The sequence below is a fragment of the Pseudoalteromonas sp. JSTW genome (genome assembly GCF_013423925.1).
GTDB classification, from domain to species: domain Bacteria; phylum Pseudomonadota; class Gammaproteobacteria; order Enterobacterales; family Alteromonadaceae; genus Pseudoalteromonas; species Pseudoalteromonas lipolytica.
Window position 1 is genome coordinate 958,461 of record NZ_CP058972.1, and the last position, 22,721, is coordinate 981,181.

Here is a 22,721-nt window from a genome sequence, read left to right on the forward strand (position 1 = left end):
GTTGAAAACAAGGTATAAATATTTTGCGTCAAAAAACAGACGCTTCGTAACCTTATGTAGCTTTAACACAAAGTAAGCAATTATTGTTCCGGCTCTGGTTGTTTATCTTTAGGAGATTGAAATGGCAGGCATTTTAGACTCAGTAAACCAGCGTACACAGTTGGTTGGGCAAAACCGCCTTGAATTACTATTATTCAAACTCAGAGGGCGACAACGCTTTGGTATTAACGTGTTTAAAGTAAGAGAGGTTCTACAATGTCCACCGCTTACAAACATGCCAAAATCGAATGCTTATATTCGTGGTGTTGCACACATTCGTGGTCAAACCATTTCTGTTATCGATTTATCAATGGCTGTTGGCGGTCCTGCCATTGAAAATATCAAAGATAGTTTTATTATCATTGCGGAATACAATCGTTCAGTGCAAGGGTTCTTAGTCGGTGGCGTAGAGCGCATCGTTAATATGAACTGGGAAAAAATTATGCCGCCACCTTCAGGTGCAGGGCGTTACTCTTATTTAACCGCGGTCACTGAAATAGAAAACGAACTGGTAGAAATCTTAGACGTCGAGAAGATCCTTAACGAAATTTGCCCTGTTAACACTGAAGTAAGTGCGGATGTGATTGGTGAGGGAGAAATCCAAAAAGATTTAGGGGAGCGAATCGTTTTTATTGCTGATGACTCGGCCGTTGCGCGTAATCAGGTAAAACGTGCGTTAGAACCTCTCGGTGTACAAACTGAACTCGCTAAAAATGGTAAAGAAGCTTTAATACGCTTACGTGAAATAGCAGAACTTGATTGTGTAAATAATATTACTGAGCGAGTTGGCTTGTTAATTTCAGACGTTGAAATGCCAGAAATGGATGGCTACACCTTAACCGCAGAAATTAAGGCCGATCCAAAATTATCACCTTTGCATGTAATCTTGCATACATCACTCAGTGGTGTTTTTAATCAAGCGATGATAGAAAAAGTGGGTGCCGATGATTTTATTGCAAAATTTAACCCAGACGAATTAGCGACTGCCGTTAAAAAGTGGGTTCATTGTGATTAATTATTTATAGGTGGTATTACTTTGGAAAATAAGCACTTACAACAAAGCGAATACGATCAGTTCCGCTCTTTTTTAGAGCAACAATGTGGCATTGTACTAGGCGATAACAAACTTTATTTAGTGAAAAGTCGCTTGGCGCCATTGATGGCGCGTTTTAATGTTGAGTCATTGTCACAGTTGGTAAGTAAAACCTTGAGTCCTCACGAGAGGCAGCTTCGTGCCGCAGTGGTTGATGCAATGACAACAAACGAAACTTTGTGGTTTCGTGATCAATACCCATTTGAATTGCTTAAAACTAAACTTTTCCCTGAATTCAAAGAATTGCGTCGTCCAATTAAAATTTGGTCAGCGGCAAGTTCATCAGGTCAAGAACCGTATTCTATTGCCATGTCGGTTGCTGAGTTTCAATCTAAGCAACCTGGCGTTTTAAAAATGGGCGCACAAATTATCGGCACAGATATTTCTAATACTATGCTTGATATGTGCAAAAACGCAGAATATGACTCACTGGCTTTGGCACGTGGCCTGTCTGTTGAAAGACGTCAAAAGTTTTTTAAAGACAGTGGTAACGGTATGGCTCAAGTAGTTGATCCAATAAAGAAAATGGTCAGTTTTAGGCATTTAAACTTATTGGATTCGTATGCCTTGATGGGTAAATTTGATATTATTTTTTGCCGTAATGTATTGATCTACTTTGCACCCGAAGTAAAAGCAAAAATTATCGCGCAATTTGCGCAAGCACTTAATCCAAAAGGGTACCTGTTTTTAGGCGCTTCAGAGTCAATGGCTGGCCTTAGTGACAGTTTTGATATGGTGCGATGTAATCCGGGTATCATCTACCAGAAAAAGTAATCTTTCCTTAGCAACCTAGTTCTTAGGTTGCTAATTTCATTATATATCAACACCTTAATTATAAAATAATCATGCTTAATTTTTGGCTTACCTTTTGCATTAGCTAAGGAGAGTCAAATTTTTGGAGATGGTTATGGCTATCAGTTTTGATAAAGCATTCGGTGTGCATCCTCATGCCATGTTGATCCGTTCACAACGCGCTGAGTTATTAGCGACAAATATCGCTAATGCTGATACGCCGGGCTATAAAGCGAAAGATGTCGATTTTGCATCCGCATTAAAAGCGGCAAAAAGCAACCAGCACGGCGGCAATAGCATGGTAAGAACGGATGAGAAACACCTTGCCGGTGGCAGTCGATTTGTTGGTAATTCAGAAATGTTTCGTACGCCAAATCAAGCAGATACAGGTGATGGTAACTCTGTTGATATACAAGTGGAACGAAACTTGTATGTACAAAACTCATTAGAGTATCAGGCAAGCCTGCAATTTATGAGTAGTAAAATTAAAGGCCTTAAAAAAGCCCTCGGTAGTCAAGGAGCTTAATCATGAGTTTATATAATGTTTTTGATATTTCGGGCACGGGTATGAGCGCACAAAATGTTCGCTTAAATACCACAGCAAGTAATATTTCGAATGCAAATACAATTAGCTCAAGCCAAGACCAGACATACCGAGCGCGCCATCCTGTGTTTGCTGCTGAACTTACAAAAGCGTCAGCATCGCAAAGTAATCCGCAGGGCTCTTCTGTTGGCGTTAAAGTATTAGGCATTGTAGAGAGCGATAAGCCGCTACAAATAGAATACAACCCGAATCACCCCAGCGCGGATGAAAATGGGTATATCTATAAACCAAATGTCAACGTTGTAGAAGAAATGGCTAATATGATTTCTGCCTCTCGCTCTTACCAAACAAATGTGCAAGTTGCTGATGCAGCTAAGCAAATGTTAAGTAAAACACTGTTGTTAGGACAACGGTAATCGAGGATAAGTTATGAGTAACGACATCAGCTCTGCATCATCATCCTATATGGATAGCTTGCGTTGGAATGAGACAAACACGCCAACAGCAAAAGAAGACAGTAATACACTGTCTCAAGAAGATTTCTTTTCGTTGTTAACGCAGCAGTTGTCGTTTCAAGATCCGAGCAATCCTGCTGATAACGATCAAATGATTGCGCAAATGACGAACTTTACCATGGCAGAAGGTATTTCAAATTTAAACACAAAATTTGAGTCACTCACTGCATCCATGACATCAAATTCGGCATTACAAGCGTCAACGTTAGTGGGTAAGCAAGCATTGCTTGAGTCAGAGACTATTGACTTTGATGGCGAAAATTTAGCTAAAGGTTCCGTTGTGGCAGAAACAACTGTTGAATCTCTTACGTTAAGAATCACTGATTCGACGGGACAATTAGTTCGCACTATTGATTTAGGATCGAAATCTGCCGGTGCTCACCGTTTCGAGTGGGATGGTAAAGATGGTGAGGGCAATGTTCTTCCTGAAGGCGAATACAATATTAGCGCTGAAGGCTTCGTAAATGGAGACTACAGCAGCATGCCTCTGGCAACCTTTAAGAACATTGAAAGTGTCAATATTAATGGCAGCAGCGGCATTATCGTAAATACAAAAGAGGGTGCGGTTAGGCTAACTGATATAGCTGAAATCGCATAATTAAAAAGGTTTGGGTTAGCTTAGGCTAAGAGATAGGTTAGAGGTGAGTTATGAGCTTCAATATTGCATTAACAGGTTTAGCAGCCGCACAAAAAGATTTAGACGTAACGGCAAATAATATTGCCAACGTAAACACAACGGGCTTTAAAGAGTCGCGTGCTGAGTTTGCTGATGTGTACGCATCGTCAGTATTTAGTTCTGGTAAAACAAAAAACGGCGACGGTGTTAAAACAGCAACGGTTGCACAACAGTTTCACCAAGGGTCGTTATCATTCACAAATAACTCACTTGATTTAGCAATCACAGGGGAAGGTTATTTTGCGATGAGTGATGACATCGCATCACAAGACTTTACATATACGCGTGCGGGTGCATTTAAATTAAATGCAGATAACTTTGTTGTTGATGCCAATGGTAACTACTTGCAAGGTTTCCCTGTTGACCCATCAACGGGTAATACGACGTCGGTAAGTTTAAGTACTACTTCACCGATTCAAATTCCTGATGCTTCAGGTTCGCCTCGTCATACGAGTAATATCTACAGCTCAATGAATTTAGACGCACGTGTCGATACGCCAACAACGACAACCTTTGATCCAACTGATAGCACGAGCTATAACTCGTCTACTTCAACAACTGTTTATGACTCATTAGGTGAGCCGCATGTTGTACAGTTATTTTTTGTAAAGCAAGACCCTACAGCAACGCCAAATACGTGGGAAGTGTACGCCACAATGGATGGTCAAGCGTTTGATGCTTCAGGTGCTGCAACGGGCACAGGTGCACACACGCCAATTGATACACTTGAGTTCACGGCGGCGGGTTTACCGAACGTAACCGCTCCAGAAACCACATTTGATGACATTATTTTGCCTTCAGATGCTTCGACAGGTTTATCGACACTACTTGGTAATGGCGCACAGTTCCCGAATGAAATCACGGTTAATTGGCGTGATGAAGCAGGCACCGCTAATAAAGTGCCTACGCAATACGCTAGTAACTTTGAAGTAAAAGCACTTGAGCAAGATGGTGCGACAGTCGGTCGTTTAGCGGGCATTGATATTGGTGCAGATGGAAAAGTAGTTGCTTCATACAGCAATGGCGATACTTCATTCTTAGGCCAAGTGGCTATGGTGCGCTTTTCAAACTCTCAAGGCTTACAACAAGCAGGTGACACTTCTTGGAAGAAAAGCCTAACCTCGGGCGAGCCTATTGCGGGTGAGCCCAACTCAGGCACATTGGGTTCAATTAACTCATCAGCACTTGAGCAATCAAACGTTAACTTAACGAATGAGCTGGTTGACCTTATCAGCGCACAGCGTAATTTCCAGGCGAACTCACGTGCCTTAGAAGTTAACTCAACATTACAACAAAATATCTTACAGATCCGTTAATTTTAGCGGCTCTAAGCTTAATCCGACACGAAAGGCTGCCCCCTCTATTGGCAGCCTTTTTTTATTTTCCTTTTCTTATTTCCGCGTCAATTTTACTTTGGCACTTTTATTGCATTTCATAGTTATCGTATTTTTAGTGAGTCAATGTTATGGACAAAATGGTCTACATTGCCATGTCTGGTGCAAAGCAAAGCTTGCGTGGCCTTGAATTAAAGGCAAACAACTTAGCAAATGCAAACACCACTGGCTTTAAAGCTGATTTTGCACAAGCACGCTCAATGCAAGCATTTGGCGAAGGCTTGCCATCGCGTGTATTCGCAATGCAAGAGCGCCCAGGTTCTAACATGGAGTCGGGTGGTTTTGTTGAAACAGGCCGAGAACTTGATATTGCCATGAGTGATCGGGGTTGGTTAAGCGTACAAGATGCATCGGGCAATGAAGCCTATACCAAAACAGGCACGCTGAATATTACTCCCGATGGCGCATTGATGACCAGTCATGGTCGTCAAGTTATTGGCGAAGGTGGCCCCATTATTTTGCCTTTACCAATCGAGAAGATTGAATTTAGTTCTGATGGGTCAATTCAGGTGCGTCCACAAGGGGCACCTGCAAACTTTTTAGAAGTGGTTGATCGTTTAAAGGTAATCGAAGCCGATAACAATCAACTAGAAAAAGGCAATGATGGCTTATTTAGGCCAAAGCCAGACATGTTGGTAAATGATTTATGTGGGTTTTGCGACATTTCAAATAATGTAAAAGTGCTTTCGGGCACCCTTGAAATGTCGAACGTGAACCCCGTACATGAAATGGTCGATATGATCAGCAATCAACGCCAATTTGAATTACAAGTTAAATTGATGAAAACAGCGGAAGAAATTGATGAACGTCAAGATCAGCTGTTACGCATTGTTTAAGATGACTGAGAGGGTAGAGTTATGAATCCTGCATTGTGGATCAGTAAAACCGGGCTTGACGCCCAACAAACCGATATTTCGGTGATCTCAAATAATCTCGCGAATGCCAGCACGGTCGGTTACAAAAAAAGCCGCGCCGTATTTGAAGATTTACTGTATCAAAATATTAATCAGCCAGGTGGTCGTTCCTCACAAGACACTGAAATGCCATCAGGTTTGATGTTAGGCGCGGGTGCGAAAGTGGTTGCTAACCAAAAGAACTTTTCACAAGGTAACATGCTTACCACTGAAAATTCATTGGATTGGATGATTTCAGGACCGGGCTTTTTTGAGGTCTTACTCCCAGATGGCAATATCGCTTATTCGCGTAATGGTCAATTTACCACCGATGAAGATGGCCGCATTGTTACCGCGGGAGCCGGTTTTCCTGTGCAACCAGAGATGAATGTGCCAGACGATGCACAATCAATTACGGTATCACAAGATGGTGAAGTGTCGGTGCGTATCTCAGGCCAAGCTGACAATGTTGTTATTGGTCAGCTAACTATCAGTGATTTCATCAATCCATCTGGCCTTGAGCCTATGGGTCAAAACCTTTACACCGAAACGGCTGTAAGTGGGGCTCCTGTGCAAGGTAATCCCGGTATTGATGGTTTAGGAACTGTTGTACAAGGTTCACTTGAAACTTCAAATGTGAATGTAACAGAAGAGCTCGTTAACCTCATTGAAACACAGCGAATTTATGAAATGAATTCAAAAGTGATTTCGGCTGTTGATGAAATGCTTAGTTACATTAACCAACAGTTATAATGGGTAGGAGGCAGCATGCGTAACATTATCTTAGTCACATCAACAGCGTTATTGCTCGGTGGTTGTATGGCAACACAAAATAACCATGTGGTTCAGGATGACCCTTACTATGCGCCAATGTACCCAGAGCCTGCAGCAGAGCAAATGGTACCCACTGGTTCATTATTTGATAGTTATTTATCAAATGACCTGTATTCAGATAAAAAAGCGTTGCGGGCAGGCGATATCATCACGGTTAAACTGCAAGAATCGACTCAGGCAACCAAAGCGGCGAAAACCGAAACCGATAAAGAAACCGACGCAAGCCTTGACCCAGTCATTGGTTTAGGCGGCAATCCTGTGAATATAGGTGGTGATAGTATCCAATTTGGTATTGGTTCAGATTCATCATTTAAAGGTGATTCTAAATCGAATCAATCGAACAGCTTATTTGGTGATATTTCAGTTAATGTTATGCGAGTTTTGCCGAACGGTAACTTAGTGATCCGTGGCGAAAAGTGGCTTACTTTAAATACCGGTGAAGAGTTTATTCGTCTTGAAGGTTTAGTGCGTCCCCAAGATGTGACAGCAGATAATACGGTGACTTCAAACCGAGTTGCGAATGCGCGCATTCAATACTCAGGTAAAGGTCAACTTCAAGAAGCGCAAAGTGCGGGTTGGTTAACTCGCTTCTTTAGCAGTTCTATTTTCCCATTTTAGAGGATACAAATCATGAATGGGTTTAAATACATTATTGCTCTTTGCTTAATTAGCGTACAGTTTTCTGTTCAGGCTGAGCGAGTTAAAGATGTGTCTATGGTTGAGGGTGTACGCTCAAATCAATTAGTCGGTTATGGTTTAGTGGTGGGTTTACCTGGCACGGGCGAGCAAAGTCGTTTTACAGAGCAGAGCTTTAAAGCGATGTTAAATAGCTTCGGTATCACGCTTCCTGCGAACTTAAAACCAAAGATTAAAAATGTTGCAGCCGTTGCTGTACATGCCGAGTTACCCGCGTTTAGAAAACCAGGTCAAACCATTGATATTACCGTGTCTTCAATTGGCAGTGCAGGAAGCTTACGCGGTGGTACGTTATTACAAACCTTTTTGAAAGGGGTTGATGGTAATACGTATGCCATTGCACAGGGCAGTTTGGTCGTGGGGGGCTTAGGCGCAGAAGGTGCTGATGGCAGCCGAGTGATTATAAACACTCCCACCGTTGGCCGAATTCCGAATGGGGCAACGGTTGAGCGCGCTGTTAAAAGCCCGTTTATGCAAGGTGACTACATCACCTTTAATTTGAATCGTCCAGATTTCACAACGGCAAAGCGCCTAGAGCAAACTATTAATGATTTAGTTGGGCCAAACAGTGCTCAAGCAATTGATGCAGCGTCTGTACGTGTCATTGCACCGCGCGATGCATCGCAGCGCGTATCGTATTTATCAACGCTTGAAAACTTAGAGTTCACACCGGCTGATACTGCGGCAAAAATTATTGTCAATTCACGTACGGGCACCATTGTTATTGGTAAAAACGTAAAATTACAGCCAGCTGCAATTACCCACGGTGGATTAACCGTGACCATTGCTGAGCAGCAAAACGTATCGCAGCCGAATGCACTGAGCGAAGGCGAGACGGTGGTGACAAACCAAAGTATTATCGATGTTAATGAAGATGACTCTCGTGCTTTTGTGTTTAATCCAGGTATTAGCCTTGATGATTTAGTGAGAGCGATAAACGAAGTTGGTGCCGCCCCAGGTGACTTAATGGCTATCCTTGAAGCGTTGAAAGAGGCGGGAGCCATAAACGGGCAACTTGTTATTATATAATCAATTAAAAACGCGCTGAGCTCAGCGCGTTTTTTCATTTCTACCTCCCCTCAATCTGATAAATCCTCTTTTGGCGTAATTATTGCATTTGATTATGCATTATTAATTATTGTGTCAAAAAGCTGATGGATACGAATCATCTCGACAAGCAAAACTTTTTTGATTTAGGCAACTTAGACTCATTGCGTCAAAGTGCTCTAAAAAGTGATGCCTCTAGCGATGCGTCAAAAGAGGCGCTGAAAAAAGCGGCGGCACAATTTGAATCTATCTTTACGCAAATGCTGCTTAAAAGCATGCGTAAGGCTAATGAAGCCTTTGAAGACAAAGACAGTCCGTTTAACTCGAGTGGCGTAAAATTCTTTGAAGAAATGCATGATCAACAGCTTTCTGTTGAGTTGTCTTCTAACGGCTCACTGGGTTTGGCTGATCTTATTGTGCAGCAGCTATCGCCCGACGGTAAGAAATTTACTCCTGGTTCCGTGTTAAGAACAACCGCGGAGTTTGATAGCGATAAGCGTGTTCGCGGTAATCAAGAAGCTAAGCCAGAAACACACTCAATGGCTGAAGTTGCCACTGATGAGCAATCAGAAAACCGCTTTGAAGATGCTGAGTCTTTCATTAGCTCTGTTTGGGAGCACGCAAAAAATGCGGCTGAAAAAATTGGTTTAAACCCTGCTGTTATGGTTGCTCAAGCTGCGCTTGAGACAGGGTGGGGTAAGCATATTATTAGTAAAGCGGATGGCACCAGTAGTAATAACCTTTTTAACATTAAATCTGATAAGAGCTGGCAAGGTGACAAAGCAAGTAAAGTTACGCTTGAGTTTGAGCAAGGTGTGCCTGTTAAAAAGCATGCAAGCTTCCGTTCTTATCAGTCAATTAAAGACAGTGTGAATGATTTTGTTGATTTCTTAAATGAAAACCCACGTTATCAAGACGCACTAAAAAACACCGCAGAACCTGCAGCCTTTTTAGATTCGTTACAAAAAGCAGGTTATGCAACTGATCCAAATTATGCCAACAAAATTAAGCAGGTATTGAAGCGTGTTGAGCTTCAAAGCGTCGCTGCTTCATTGGTACGTTAAGGAGTAAGTCCTCATGTCATTCAGCTTATATGACATAGCAAATTCAGGTGTAAGAGCGAATTCTGAGCTTTTACAAACGACCAGTAAAAACATAGCCAATGTAAATACAGCGGGTTATGTTCGTGAGCGCACTGAGTTCAGCACCATGATCGACAACCAAGTTGGTCGGGGTGAAACGTATCGTTTACTCAATGAGTTTGCTCAAAAACAGCTAAATCGTGATACGTCAAATAAAGCATTTTTTGATCAGTTTGTAACAGAAGCAAGCCGAGTCGATAGCTTGTTTTCTGAAGAGTCGAATAGCTTATCAACCAGCATTAACTCGTTTTTTAATAATGTTCAAGAAAGCTTAAATCAGCCTTCATCGACGGTGGCGCGTTCGCTGGTTATGACAGATGCACAAAACCTCATTGATCAAATGGACAGGCTTTCAAGCATCGTGGTTGACCAGCAGACTGTTGTGAATGAGCAATTAGAAATTTTCTCGGACGAAGCAAATAACTTAATCCAAAGTATTAGCGAATTGAACTCTAAAATTGCCGCGGTGCATGGCACTGATCGTGAGTCAGCGTCTAGCGGACTGTACAACGAGCGCGACAAAGCAATTCGTGACTTATCAGAACTCATTGATGTAGAAACTCTCAACGGTAATAACGGTGAGAAACAAGTCTATTTGGGATCTGGTCAAGCATTAGTGATGGAAAGCGGTACATTTAACCTGTTTTCATTTACTGGCGATCCCGATCCTAGCTTCAAAGAGCTACATTTAGATGTTAATGGTGGCAAAGCCGTGCCGCTTGAGGTTGATGTAAGTAAACTTAAAGGCAAAATAGGCGGCTTACTGTCATTTCGTGATGACATTTTAGTGCCAGCCCAGAATCAATTAGGCCAAATGGGCTTAGCCCTTGCTGATGCCTTTAATCAGCAAAACCGTCTTGGTATGGACGCAAATGGTGAAATTGGTGGTGATATTTTTGCCATTCCAACGGTGAATGGTTTTGGTTATCAAGCTAATACCGGTTCATCGACCATGACGGCAACACTTGAACCTGGTAAGGGCAGTGAGTTGCCTGCCAGTGATTTTATAGTTACTTACACCAGCGCATCGACAGTTGAAATTCAGGCAATCGATAATAAAGGTGAACCGGTAGGCACCGCATCAACAGCAAATGTGGTTGGCGGTGTGATTGATTCATCAACGATCACCGGTGGCGAAGCCTTCGGTTTACAGCTAAATGTGTCTGGTACCGCAAACGCAGGCGATCAATTTCAAATTAAATTAAATTCACAGGCAGCAACAAGCTTAGAATTGGCAACAGAGCGTCCAGAAGATTTAGCGCTGGCTTCACCCATTCGCACCGCAAATGATATTAATAATAACAGCGACGCGAGTATTTCAGCTGGAACTGTATCAGATATTGCCAATTCAAGTGGAATTGCGGTAGGTCCACCACCGAGCTTAGCAAACGGTGATATTACCCTGGTAAAAACCGCCAATGCTAACGAATATCAAATTACCGACGGCAATGGCACCAGTACTTTTACGATTACGCCACCTGCAGAAAATATTCTTGCGCAAGCGGGAGCACCTTACGATACTTACGGGTTTGATTTTAATATCGAAGGTACACCTGCAATAGGTGATACGTTTACTGTTGAGTTCAATGAGGGTGGTTTCGATGATAACCGTAATGGTTTATTACTTGCCGACCTACAAAATGGTGAGTTAGTGCGTCAAAACGTTGAAGCGAGTAGCACGGCTGATAATCATCAAACATTTAATCAGGCTTATTCGGGGATCGTAACCGATATTGGTGTTATTACTAGTCAAGCGCAAACGAACGGCGCAGCATTTAATGCGCTCGCAGAGCAGTCAGAAGCGTGGTACGAATCTCTGTCAGGTGTAAACCTCGATGAAGAAGCAGCCAATTTACTGCGGTTCCAACAATCGTATGCAGCATCAGCACAAGTACTTGCAACAGCGCGTACTATTTTTGATACCTTATTAAGTGCGGCGAGGTAATTATGCGTATTTCAAATAACATGATGTATAAGAATAACCTTAACTCTATTCTTAACAGTCAACAAAATGTCAGTAAAGCACAAGAGCAAGTCAATACGCAAAAGCGCGTATTAACAGCCGCAGATGATCCTTCTGCTACAGCACGTGCATTGCTTTACAGTGACCGCATTCAGGGTAACGAGCAGTACAGCAAAAACATTACAATGCTAACGAGTCGATTAACCACAGAAGAAAGTGTACTGCAGAATATTAAAGGTGCACTTGAATCTGCCTATACCTTATCAATCCAAGCAGGTAATGGCGCTTATAGTGATATTGACCGCGAAGGCATTGCTGAAGAAGTAAAAGCACTGCAAAGTACCGTGCTTGATTTAATGAATGCGAAAACAGAAGACGGTAAGTATATTTTTTCTGGTTATCAAGATAATACCCCTGCTTATTCTTATGATAGTACATCGGGTAGTTATCAATATGGTGGCGACCAAGGCCAACATAAGATAAAGGTCGCAGAAGGTGTTGAAATAAAATCAAGTGACAATGGCTATGATACTTTTGAAAAAGTCGATGCACGTTTAAATGTGGTGTCGAACGATGGTACAGTTTCAGGCGGCATAACCAGTTCTAAAATATATGTCACTGAGCAAGCTGAGTTTGATAAATTTCACAAAGCCAATTACAACGCAGATCCGACGGCAGCAGCCAATGCGAATACCCTGAGCTTTATTACCACAACTGGCACCCCAAATACTTTTGTGGTCGAGCTTGGCGGAACCGCTATTGACAGTGGTAGTTTTGAAAACGGTAAAATAATCTACCAAGGTATGGAAATTTCTGTTGAGCCAGTTGCTAATGGGCAGATTGACGTTCAATTAGAAGCCCCACAAAAAGAAAACGCCCTCAATACTTTAAATAGCTTAATTGCGGGGCTCACCAATCCTGATTTAACTCAGGATGAGTTTGACCAAGTATTGGCTGATGCAATAGTGCAATTAGAGAATGCTAAAAATAAGGTGTCGTTGGTTCAAGCTGGCCTGGGTGGCAGGTTAAATACGGCAGAAAAAATAGAGCAATCAAATAGTGATTTAGATATTAGCAATAAAGCAGCGAAAGCAGAGCTTGTTGAACTTGATATGGCAGAAGCTATTACTGAACTCACTAAGCAAGAAACGGCGTTGCAAGCATCCCAAGCAACTTTTGGTCGTTTAGCAAACCTTTCGCTATTTGATTATTTATAATTTCCCCCAAGCTAAGCTCATTTTTTGAGCTTAGCTTTTAAAAACCACTTTTAAAATATCCCTTTCTACGTCATTTAAGTATTCGTTTTTATTTCTTTAGACTTAATGTCACCCAATTTTTTACTGCTTGTTTGCTGTGGTTTAATTTTGAACAGTAAAAAGTTGATGTTTTTTACTGTTTAAATTCATAGTATTAGAAATATTTTTAAATTTTTTATAAAAATAGCTAAAGGATTTTTTGAGCGGACCGATAACTTAATTAACCAAGCAGCGTAGCAAATAACCGCTACCGCTTAATTAGAGTAAGTTTGAGAGTAAATGATAAGTTTACTTCGGGAGAAATATCATGGCACTTTATGTAAATACAAATGTTAGTTCATTAAACGCTCAAAGACAATTAATGAATTCAGGTAACTCACTTGATACTTCGTTTAAACGTTTATCATCAGGTTTTCGTATCAACAGCGCAGCTGATGATGCAGCAGGTCTACAAATTTCTGACCGTTTAACATCACAGATTAATGGTCTAAACCAAGGAAATCGTAACGCGAATGATGGTATCTCTCTAGCGCAAACAGCTGAAGGTGCGCTTGACGAAGTAACATCAATGTTCCAACGAATTCGTACTTTGGCGCAACAAGCATCAAACGGTTCAAACACAGATGAAGACCGTTTGGCTATTCAAGAAGAAATTCGTTCACTATCTTCTGAGGTTAATCGTGTTGCTGCTGATACAACGTTTGGTGGTCAAAACCTACTAGATGGTAGCTACGAAGCAAACTTCCAAGTGGGTGCTGATGCGGTGCAAACTATCGGTTTTAGTATGCAAAATGTAGGCGGAACTGCTAACACAATGTCTGCAAACGGCGGTTTCACATTATCAGGTATCGCAGGTATTGCATCTGCAATTTCAGGTAGCGTGCTTGCTTCAAGTGTTGCAGGTGTGAGTGATGCAGGTGGTACGGCAGCTGCTTCAACATACACTTATTCAGGTGTATTTACTGAGACAGGTATTAGTGTATCTACTCAAGGTAATGCGCAAGCTGTGTTAGCAGGTATGGATGCAATGATTGCGGTCGTAGATAAGAAGCGTGCGGAATTGGGTGCTGTACAAAACCGTTTTCAGTCAACAATTCGTAACCAATCGAATATCTCTGAAAACCTAAGCGCTGCACAGTCTCGCATTAAAGATACAGACTTTGCTCAAGAGACAGCTAACTTAACGAAGATGCAAATCTTACAACAAGCTAGCCAAACAATCTTAAGCCAAGCAAATCAACGTCCACAAGCGGCATTAAGTCTTCTAGGTTAATAGTTAGCTTAAAGAATATGAAGTCAAAATATTGACTTAAAGAAAAAGCGCCTTTGTCTAATGGGGTATTAACAAAGGCGCCAAGATAGGATTATAAAGCGGAGGCGCTCAAAATCCTGACAGTAGTGTTCTAACATTTGTAAGAACATAAATTACTAAGCACAGATTATGCCATAGTTTGTGTTGATTTAACCCACTCTTAAACTTATCTCTTTATAAGGCTCCTTTGGAGCCTTTTTTCGTTCTCTTTATTATCTTTTTAAATAATTGGCCTACTAATTGCTCTACTTATCTCAAGTTAACTAACTAACCCGCAAAGTGGCAGTTTTTTGCCCCAGGCGACTTAGGTTTGCCGCTGTAACGAGTCACTTTGTCAAAATCACTTTTGAAGTGACTAAACTTTGACAGATAAGAAGAGAGTTTATTATGGCTTTATATGTAAATACTAATGTTAGTGCGTTAAACGCACAAAGACAATTGGACAGAACAGGTACTGATTTAGATACTTCATTTAAACGTCTATCTTCAGGCTTACGTATTAATAGTGCTGCTGATGATGCAGCAGGTTTACAAATTTCTGACCGTTTACAATCGCAAATTCTAGGCCTTAATCAAGGTAACCGAAATGCGAATGATGGTATTTCACTTGCGCAAACAGCTGAAGGCGCGATGGATGAAATTACATCTACATTTCAGCGTATTAGGACGCTTGCTCAACAAGCTGCGAATGGTTCAAATACGGATGAAGATCGTTTGGCAATTCAAGAAGAAATTCGCCAGTTATCTGATGAAGTTAATCGTATTGCTACAGATACAACTTTTGGTGGTCAAAACTTACTTGATGGTAGTTATGAGGCTAACTTTCAAGTGGGTGCTGATGCAGTACAAACTATCGGCTTTAGTATGCAAAATGTCGGTGGAACAGATAATTCATTATCTACGAATGGTGGTTTTACATTATCAGGCATCGCCGGAATAGCATCAGCAGTATCTGGTAGTGTTTTAGCTTCAAGTCTTGCAGGAGTCAGTGATGCAGGTGGTACAGCAGCTGCTTCAACGTATTCTTATGCTGGTGTGTTTACAGCGTCAGGTATTAGTGTGTCAACGCAAGGTAATGCACAAGCTGTATTAGCTGGTATGGATGCGATGATTGCTGTTGTTGATAAAAAGCGAGCTGAACTTGGTGCGGTACAAAACCGTTTCCAATCAACGATTCGTAACCAAGCTAATATTTCAGAGAATTTATCAGCTGCAAAATCGCGTATTAAAGATGCAGACTTTGCTGCAGAAACTGCGAATTTGACGAAAAATCAGATTCTTCAACAGGCAAGTCAAACAATCTTGGGTCAAGCAAATCAGCGACCTCAGGCTGCGTTGAGCTTACTTCAAGGATAAAAAATTAAATAATATTTAAAATATTTACAAATAAAGCTAAAGCTTTCGCTTTATCAGACGATAAATGAGTTAGAGAACTATCAATCTAGGACTCTAAGTCGGTTGAATAGCAGGGTAGGGGTATCCCGCTATTCTTCTATAAAATGATAAAGCGGAGGCTAATATGGCTTTATACGTAAATACTAATGTGAGTTCATTGAACGCACAGCGCCAGTTAATGAATTCTGGCAACTCATTAGATACATCATTCAAACGTTTATCATCTGGTTTACGCATCAATAGTGCGAAAGATGATGCGGCTGGTATGCAAATTGCCAACCGTTTAACAGGCCAAGTTAATGGCTTAACTCAAGGTAACCGTAATGCCAATGATGGTATTTCACTTGCGCAAACTGCTGAAGGTGCGCTTGATGAAGTAACATCAATGTTTCAACGTATACGTACACTTGCTCAACAAGCAACAAACGGTTCAAATACTGATGAAGACCGTTTAGCGCTTCAAGAAGAAATTCGTTCTTTATCTTCAGAAGTAAACCGTGTTGCAGAAGATACAACTTTTGGTGGCCAAAACCTTCTGGATGGTTCTTATGAAGCAAACTTCCAAGTCGGCGCAGATGCAGTTCAAACAATTGGTTTTAGCATGCAGAATGTTGGTGGAACAGCCAACACGATGTCTGCAAACGGTGGTTTCACGCTATCAGGTATCGCTGGTATTGCATCTGCAATCTCTGGCAGTGTATTAGCGTCATCGGTAGCTGGTGTGAGTGATGCAGGTGGTACTGCTGCCGCTTCAACTTATACTTTCGCTGGTGTATTTACAGAAACAGGTATCAGTGTATCGACACAAGGTAATGCTCAAGCTGTTATGGCTGGTATGGATGCGATGATCGCGGTTGTTGATAAGAAGCGTGCTGAACTTGGTGCGGTACAAAACCGTTTCCAATCAACCATTCGTAATCAATCAAACATCGCTGAAAACTTATCTGCGGCACGTTCTCGTATTCAAGATACAGACTTCGCAACAGAAACAGCTAACTTAACTAAGATGCAAATCTTACAGCAAGCTAGCCAGTCAATCTTAAGTCAAGCAAATCAACGTCCTCAAGTAGCGCTTTCTCTACTAGGCTAATTTACTTGATTTATAAGCCACTTTAGACAGAGGTATTTTTTCCTGAAGTGGCTTATACTTGATATGAGTTAACATTTTGAGGTGTTATGATGATAGATCTTAATTCAACTCAAAGGTCTAATGAAAACCTTTCAACAACGAATAGTGCCAACAACACAAAAGCAGAGTTAGATAACGCAAAACTCGCGAAAGGCACGGAACTTGCTGGAAGAGAACCAATAGACATAGAAAGACAGTCTAAGACTGAGCAAAAAGATAAAAAAGATCTGATTGCTGAAGTGAAGCAAAACTTAGAAAAGCTGAATGAGTATATTCCCGTTACTTCGACAAATTTGATTTTTGAATTTGATGAATTGGGTGACCCCCCAGTAATCAAAGTTCTTGATAAACAGAACGATGAAGTAATTCGAGAAATCCCTACCGAGGAATTTCGAGAAGTGGCTAAAGCTTTGGAAGAATTTGCCGATAAATTAAGCAATAAAGGTTTGCTCTTCGATAGAACTGCATAGAGATTTAGATATTTTAGGAGTATTAGTATGGCTTTAATTACATCAGCAGGGGTTGGTTCTGGCCTTGATCTAGAAAGTATTATTAGTGCAACACTGTCAGCTGAAAATACCCCTAAATTACAAGCTTTTGCTAGAAAAGAACAATCTTTGCAGGTCGAGCTTTCTTCACTTGGTGAAGTAAAGTCAGCAATGTCTACGCTTCAAGATACAATTGAAAAGCTAGCAGACATTGATAATTTCAACAAGCGTATTGCTAACATCAAACAGCCTACGAGTGATGATGGCGATTTAATTTCGGTTACACCTACTTCTGACATATCACCCGGTGATTTTAATATTGAAGTGGTTGAACTTGCTCAAGGTAGTAGAGCAACATCTAATGCTGGTCTATTTACGTCAACAGATGATGTAGTGACAGCATCAGGCGGTACATTATCATTTGCCGCTGGCGATAAGAGCTTTGATCTTACACTTGATGCGGGCGCCACGCTTGCTGATTTACGAGACGCAATTAACAGTTCTGATAATAATTTTGGTGTGACTGCTAATATTATAAATACTGGAACAGAATCAAAGTTAGTGCTTAGCTCTAGTGTGTCTGGAACTGGCAATGATTTAGTTATTACTAACGATAATGCTGAACTCGATAATGTTTCAACAGTTGCAAACGCTGGAGGAGCTGGTGGTATCGCTATTGCTGCGGGTAATGAAGCACGCGATGCAACAATAAAAGTTGATGGTATCACTATAACTAACGACACCAATACTTTTAAAGATGCTGTACAGGATATGACAATTGTTGCTAAACGTCAGAGTGTTGATGGCGAAACAGCGAAACTATCCGTTGAGACTGATAGAGAAAGCGTAACAGCTCTAGTTGATGAGTTTATAAAAAACTATAACAATTTAATCGGTCAAATAGGTTTACAGACTCGAATTGGCAAACCATTAAACTCAGATTCTACAATTCGTTCTTTTGATTCTCAGTTAGTAAATGCACTATCAACTCCCTTGACCGATGCAGGTCCATTTTCAAGCATATTTGATATAGGCTTAGGAATAGATAAAGAAGGCTATCTTGAGAAGTCTAGTTTAGTTCGCAGCCTAAATGAAGCGATGGATGAGAATTATGATGATATTGGCAAGGCTTTTGCAGGTGAAAATGGAATAGCAAAACAACTAGAGTCATTGTTTGATAACTATCTAGATTCTAAAGGGATCATGAATCAGCGAGAAACTAACTTAAACTCGCAACTTGATGACTTAGAAGATGATATTATTAATCATGAATACAGAATGGAAGAGTTAGAGGCTAGACTTCGTCAGCAATATGCGGGTTTAGACGTATTGTTAGCGCAAATGCAGTCAACACAAAGCTATTTGAGCGCTCAATTATCAAGCCTTCCAGGGTTTAAGAAGTCATCTTCGTAAACGCTGCTTTTCTCTTTTTTAGATATAAAGGTGTACCATGTATAACGCTAAAGTTAAAAATTACCAAAAAGAGGCACTTAAGACTCGTGTGGCGGGTGCTGATCGCTATGAAATAATCCAGATGTTAATGGCTGGTGCTTTAGAAAAAATGGTACTAGCTAAAGTTGCTATAGAGAAAAAAAATCTAGAAGCTAAGAGTGAGCACTTATCTAAAGCCTCAGCAATTTTTGAAGCATTACGTGGATGTTTAGATTTTGAAGTGGGTGGAGAGGTTACTGAAAACTTATACGCACTTTATTCATACATGATTGACAGACTCATTGATGCATCAATTAAAAATGATATAGAAATTATTGATGAAGTATCTGGGTTATTAAAAGAAATTAAATCTGCATGGGATGCGATCCCAGTTGAAGTTCGCAATAAAACGTTTTCAGAAAACAGTGCTCATGCAAGCTAATATTCATGATTTGCAAGCTCAACTTGAAAAGGTTGAGTCAGCGTTGAGCGAAGAAAACATTGAAAGCTGTGTTGAATTAGTCAATGAGTTACATTTGATGCTCGAGAGTTTTTTTAACTCAGATAGTGACATCCCATCTGAAGTTCATCCTCAATTAAATCAGTTGTTACAGAAGTTAGATGGATACAGTTCTGATATTCTTTTAAAGAAGAACGAAGCTAAAAGCCAACTAACGAGTATCGTTAAAAATAAAAAGAAAGTAGGCCTTTATAACCAAATAAAGTAGGAACAGATGAAAAGCACTTTGGGTTTAGATAAAGAATTAGATCACCTTGCAGATAAATTGACAGAGGTAAGGGCGCATGAAGAGCGTGAGCAAAAGTTTGCTTCAGAAGCAAATGAAAGATTTGTACTAAACCTAGAAGTCTTTAGGAAATATTATCCTGATATTTTTAACGTTGTAAGTAGCTATAAACCCAGAGAAGATTTCTGCCTTCATGTCACTAAGTCAGGCCATGGTAACTTTAAACCAAAAGACTCTGAAGTTGTATTATATAGTGATAATCCAAAAGCCCAAGCTAAAGAACAAGTAGATAAATACACCTCGCAAGCAAACTTTGGTCGTGCAGACTATTTTTCAACTCAGAAATGGGATACAAGTCCTGATGACGATCGTCTGCACATGAAATATATGTCTAAATTAAGTGGTATTTTAAGTGAGCGGAAGAAAGAGCGTTCGCATAAATTAGCATTTAGTCTCCCTACTCATTATCCTACGGCACTCATCTTTGGCATTGGTTTGGGGTATCACATTCCTGAATTAATGAAAAAGCACAGTTTTGACTATGTTTTTATTTGTGAGCCTGACTTTGAGCTATTTTTTGCGAGTTTGTTTTGTATTGATTGGCAAAAAGTCATTCATGATTTAGATAATGCGGGAAGCTCACTTTTTTTAAGTATTGGCGTTGATTATGAGTCGTTTTTTGAAGAGGTATACAGGATATCTCTCGAAGTAGGTTCTACTGCTGTAGTAAATAGCTTTTGTTTCCAACATTACCCTTCAAAAGAAATTAATGAGTTAATTAAATCTTTTTTCAAAAACTACTACCAGCTTCACCAAGGCTTTGGTTTTTACAATGATGGAATTACAGGGCTAGCCCACAGTATTTACAATGTTGAAAACGGAATAGAATTTTACTTTAAGAATGAAAAAGAAAATCAGTTTTTAGATGATGTTCCAGTATTTGTAGTAGGGAATGGTCCTTCTTTAGACCAATCTATTGATCTAATAAGAGAAAATCAAGATAAAGCCATCATATTTGCTGCCGGAACTGCACTCCAAAGTTTATTAAAAGTAGGCATAACACCAGATTTTCATGTGATTGTTGAAAGGCCTAAATCTCAATATGATGTGTTAGTAGATATACTGCCAAGAGAAGAGTACAAAAAGCTAAATCTTTTATCAGTAGATGTTATTTATCCTGAATTACCAAAGCTTTATAAATGGGCAGGTTTAGGTCTAAAAGGGCCTGAAGCATCTACCGCATTTTTGACACTACATAGTTTTTTAAAATACAGACAACCAATTACAGAACTACCAGCAAGTGGACCTTTTGTTTCTAATACCGCTTTTTCTTTTGCAACTACGTTAGGGTTTAAAAATATTTACCTAATAGGTGTCGATAATGGTTATTCGTTAAGTGGTCAAACGCACTCGAAGCTAAGTATTTACTCTGATACAGGCCTTAAATCAAAATACAGTGCCCCAGCTGGTGCTGATATTGATTTTGAAGCGAATTTAAATTATGCCGTTAAAGCAACACCTTTAATGGCCATGTCGAAAAACAGTCTTGAAAGATTAGCAAGGCAGTTACCTAAATCCGTGGCCGTGTACAATGTAGGTGAGGGTGCTCGAATTTCAGGAACTCAACCGTTATCTGAGGATGATGTAATTTTATCAAAAGTGATCGATGATAAAGATATGATTATCGAAAAGATAAAGTCATCAAACTTCCAAAAAGTAAGTTTTGATGATTTTGAAGGTAAACTTAACTTTGATGAGTTTGAGTCTCTTTGTGATCATTTAATTGAATTAGCGAGTAGTCATTACTCATCTCGTGAAGAAGCGAGTAATTTAGTTAATCGGCAGCAACGCGTAATATACGCTTATAAACGCTCAGCCCACCCCCATATTTTTAATTTGCTGAAAGGGACTATGCTGTACTTTTTCTGCCCCCTTCTGACTACTTTGTATTATTTTGAAGATGAAAAAATATCAAAAGATTACTTTTCTCGGATTAATAAACTTTGGATTGCTTTCTTAATTGAAGTGAAAGGTGATTTTAGAGTGAACTGGAAAACCAAATGTAAAACAGTGCACGAAGCACATAAGTAGAGAAATTATAAGTAATATGCTTTTCTTAAATTAACTTATTGCTTCAAGAGTGCACAGTTAAAGTCTTTAAGATCGTTACTATGATCTATCAATAGGCTATAACTTATTTTCAATAAAGTTTGTCGTTAAATACACGTGGTATAGCTTTTTAACAATTAGCTTTACTGATTTGCTCGAACTTTAGCAATGCGACTTTCTTTTACTTAGGAGGATGTTCATAGCTAGCCTGGAATTAGTCTCGATCGCCTATCTGATATCAATCTGTAAAAATCCAAAATCATTTTGCGGTTTTCTTACCTCAAAATACCTCTCTTAGTTAAACGATTTGGTATAAATTCCAATTTGCCACTTTTTTGCTTATAATTTAAGCAATCGGTTTGTCGGAGGCCGCTATGAAAATTCAATCACCCAATACCGGGTTACTCAATCAAACTCAGCAAGCAAATAACAAGCTTGCTGAACAATTAGCGACAGGTAAAAAAGTAAATTCTGCGACGGACGATGCCGCTGCACTGCAAATTATTGATAGGCTAACCTCTCAGCAAAATGGTTATAGCCAAGCTATTAGCAATGCTTATGATGGTATTTCTTACTCGCAAGTGACTGAGTCTAACTTGTCGGGCGTTAACGATGCGGTGTCGCGAATCCGCGAGCTGTCTATCCAAGCAGGCAATGGTGCACTGACAGACAATGACAGAGCAGCATTGCAAGAAGAAGTAACGCAGTTGCAAACGCAGATCACAGAAACATTTGAAAATGCCACTTTTGGTGGTAAGCCATTGTTTGATGGTGAGCAAGTATCATTTCAAGTGGGACCAGATGCCAATACCACCCAGTCAATTACGCCGAGTAACGGCAGTATCGCCTCAGTGATTACGGGTATTGATATCTCGACACAAGCAGGAGCACAAGCTGCGATTGACATAAGCGACCAAGCGAGCGAAGAAATTAACACGCAACGTACTGAGCTAGGTGCATTTCAAAACACTTTAGAAAGTACCATAAAAGGACTGGGTAACCAACGCGAAAACATCGCAGCAAGTCAAAGTCGAATTGAAGACACTGATTATGCAAAAGCGGTGTCTGATCAAATTGCTAATGATATTTTATCGCAGGCATCCGTTGCACTGCGTGGACAAGCAAACCGTTCTGCGGAATCAATTTTGGGTTTGCTTTAACCCTTTAGTATTGGTTATAGCTGCTAAGTGACTATTTTTTGGCGTTGATGTCAAAAAGTTGCCGCTT

General features: G+C 40.3%; 22 protein-coding genes. All 22 read left to right on the forward strand.

The genetic code is table 11. The features are described from left to right. The first annotated feature begins 121 nt into the window (after window positions 1-121). Window positions 122-1,054, forward strand: a complete 933-nt coding sequence (locus tag GZH31_RS04410) for a chemotaxis protein (protein ID WP_036970211.1) — start codon at window positions 122-124, stop codon at window positions 1,052-1,054. A gap of 21 nt (window positions 1,055-1,075) precedes the next feature. Further along, window positions 1,076-1,906: a protein-glutamate O-methyltransferase CheR gene (locus GZH31_RS04415; protein WP_036970209.1), complete on the forward strand. Its 831-nt coding sequence runs from the start codon at window positions 1,076-1,078 to the stop codon at window positions 1,904-1,906. A gap of 133 nt (window positions 1,907-2,039) precedes the next feature. After that, window positions 2,040-2,450, forward strand: a complete 411-nt coding sequence (gene flgB / locus GZH31_RS04420) for a flagellar basal body rod protein FlgB (protein WP_036971676.1) — start codon at window positions 2,040-2,042, stop codon at window positions 2,448-2,450. A 2-nt stretch (window positions 2,451-2,452) separates the two neighbouring features. Next, window positions 2,453-2,884, forward strand: coding sequence for a flagellar basal body rod protein FlgC (gene flgC / locus GZH31_RS04425; RefSeq protein WP_036970207.1), 432 nt, complete (start codon window positions 2,453-2,455; stop codon window positions 2,882-2,884). A gap of 13 nt (window positions 2,885-2,897) precedes the next feature. Then, the gene (locus GZH31_RS04430) at window positions 2,898-3,581 is read left to right on the forward strand and encodes a flagellar hook assembly protein FlgD (protein ID WP_074988698.1); all 684 of its coding nucleotides are present in this window, start codon (window positions 2,898-2,900) and stop codon (window positions 3,579-3,581) included. A 50-nt stretch (window positions 3,582-3,631) separates the two neighbouring features. Continuing rightward, window positions 3,632-4,975, forward strand: coding sequence for a flagellar hook protein FlgE (gene flgE / locus GZH31_RS04435; RefSeq protein ID WP_074988697.1), 1,344 nt, complete (start codon window positions 3,632-3,634; stop codon window positions 4,973-4,975). 149 nt (window positions 4,976-5,124) lie between these two features. Next, window positions 5,125-5,889, forward strand: coding sequence for a flagellar basal body rod protein FlgF (locus tag GZH31_RS04440; RefSeq protein ID WP_036970198.1), 765 nt, complete (start codon window positions 5,125-5,127; stop codon window positions 5,887-5,889). Window positions 5,890-5,910: 21 nt separating this feature from the next. Then, window positions 5,911-6,699, forward strand: a complete 789-nt coding sequence (gene flgG / locus GZH31_RS04445; protein WP_036970195.1) for a flagellar basal-body rod protein FlgG — start codon at window positions 5,911-5,913, stop codon at window positions 6,697-6,699. 15 nt (window positions 6,700-6,714) lie between these two features. Further along, window positions 6,715-7,398: a flagellar basal body L-ring protein FlgH gene (flgH, locus tag GZH31_RS04450; protein ID WP_036970191.1), complete on the forward strand. Its 684-nt coding sequence runs from the start codon at window positions 6,715-6,717 to the stop codon at window positions 7,396-7,398. 12 nt (window positions 7,399-7,410) lie between these two features. Continuing rightward, entirely contained in the window at window positions 7,411-8,505 is a 1,095-nt protein-coding gene (locus GZH31_RS04455) for a flagellar basal body P-ring protein FlgI (RefSeq protein ID WP_036970188.1), read from the forward strand. A gap of 125 nt (window positions 8,506-8,630) precedes the next feature. Next, complete coding sequence (flgJ, locus tag GZH31_RS04460; protein ID WP_118844082.1) at window positions 8,631-9,587, forward strand: flagellar assembly peptidoglycan hydrolase FlgJ; 957 nt, start codon at window positions 8,631-8,633, stop codon at window positions 9,585-9,587. Window positions 9,588-9,600: 13 nt separating this feature from the next. Beyond that, window positions 9,601-11,610 carry a flagellar hook-associated protein FlgK gene (flgK, locus tag GZH31_RS04465; RefSeq protein ID WP_118844083.1) on the forward strand — a complete coding sequence of 670 codons (2,010 nt, stop codon included), beginning with the start codon at window positions 9,601-9,603 and terminating at the stop codon, window positions 11,608-11,610. A 2-nt stretch (window positions 11,611-11,612) separates the two neighbouring features. Continuing rightward, the gene (gene flgL / locus GZH31_RS04470; RefSeq protein ID WP_118844084.1) at window positions 11,613-12,845 is read left to right on the forward strand and encodes a flagellar hook-associated protein FlgL; all 1,233 of its coding nucleotides are present in this window, start codon (window positions 11,613-11,615) and stop codon (window positions 12,843-12,845) included. 346 nt (window positions 12,846-13,191) lie between these two features. After that, window positions 13,192-14,157, forward strand: coding sequence for a flagellin (locus tag GZH31_RS04475; protein WP_118844085.1), 966 nt, complete (start codon window positions 13,192-13,194; stop codon window positions 14,155-14,157). A gap of 426 nt (window positions 14,158-14,583) precedes the next feature. Next, complete coding sequence (locus GZH31_RS04480) at window positions 14,584-15,552, forward strand: flagellin (RefSeq protein ID WP_180311422.1); 969 nt, start codon at window positions 14,584-14,586, stop codon at window positions 15,550-15,552. Between the two features lie 163 nt (window positions 15,553-15,715). Then, on the forward strand, window positions 15,716-16,681 hold the full coding sequence (locus GZH31_RS04485; RefSeq protein ID WP_118844087.1) for a flagellin: 966 nt from the start codon (window positions 15,716-15,718) through the stop codon (window positions 16,679-16,681). A gap of 89 nt (window positions 16,682-16,770) precedes the next feature. Then, complete coding sequence (locus GZH31_RS04490) at window positions 16,771-17,190, forward strand: flagellar protein FlaG (protein WP_118844088.1); 420 nt, start codon at window positions 16,771-16,773, stop codon at window positions 17,188-17,190. A gap of 27 nt (window positions 17,191-17,217) precedes the next feature. Beyond that, complete coding sequence (gene fliD / locus GZH31_RS04495) at window positions 17,218-18,621, forward strand: flagellar filament capping protein FliD (protein ID WP_118844089.1); 1,404 nt, start codon at window positions 17,218-17,220, stop codon at window positions 18,619-18,621. Between the two features lie 37 nt (window positions 18,622-18,658). Beyond that, entirely contained in the window at window positions 18,659-19,081 is a 423-nt protein-coding gene (gene fliS, locus GZH31_RS04500) for a flagellar export chaperone FliS (protein WP_118844090.1), read from the forward strand. After that, the gene (locus tag GZH31_RS04505; RefSeq protein ID WP_180311423.1) at window positions 19,071-19,367 is read left to right on the forward strand and encodes a hypothetical protein; all 297 of its coding nucleotides are present in this window, start codon (window positions 19,071-19,073) and stop codon (window positions 19,365-19,367) included. Before fliS ends, GZH31_RS04505 begins: the two co-directional genes overlap by 11 nt. 6 nt (window positions 19,368-19,373) lie before the next feature. Then, window positions 19,374-21,476 (forward strand): 6-hydroxymethylpterin diphosphokinase MptE-like protein, encoded by a 2,103-nt coding sequence (locus tag GZH31_RS04510; protein WP_180311424.1) that lies wholly within the window; start codon window positions 19,374-19,376, stop codon window positions 21,474-21,476. Window positions 21,477-21,868: 392 nt separating this feature from the next. Next, complete coding sequence (locus tag GZH31_RS04515) at window positions 21,869-22,654, forward strand: flagellin (protein WP_180311425.1); 786 nt, start codon at window positions 21,869-21,871, stop codon at window positions 22,652-22,654. Window positions 22,655-22,721 lie beyond the last annotated feature (67 nt).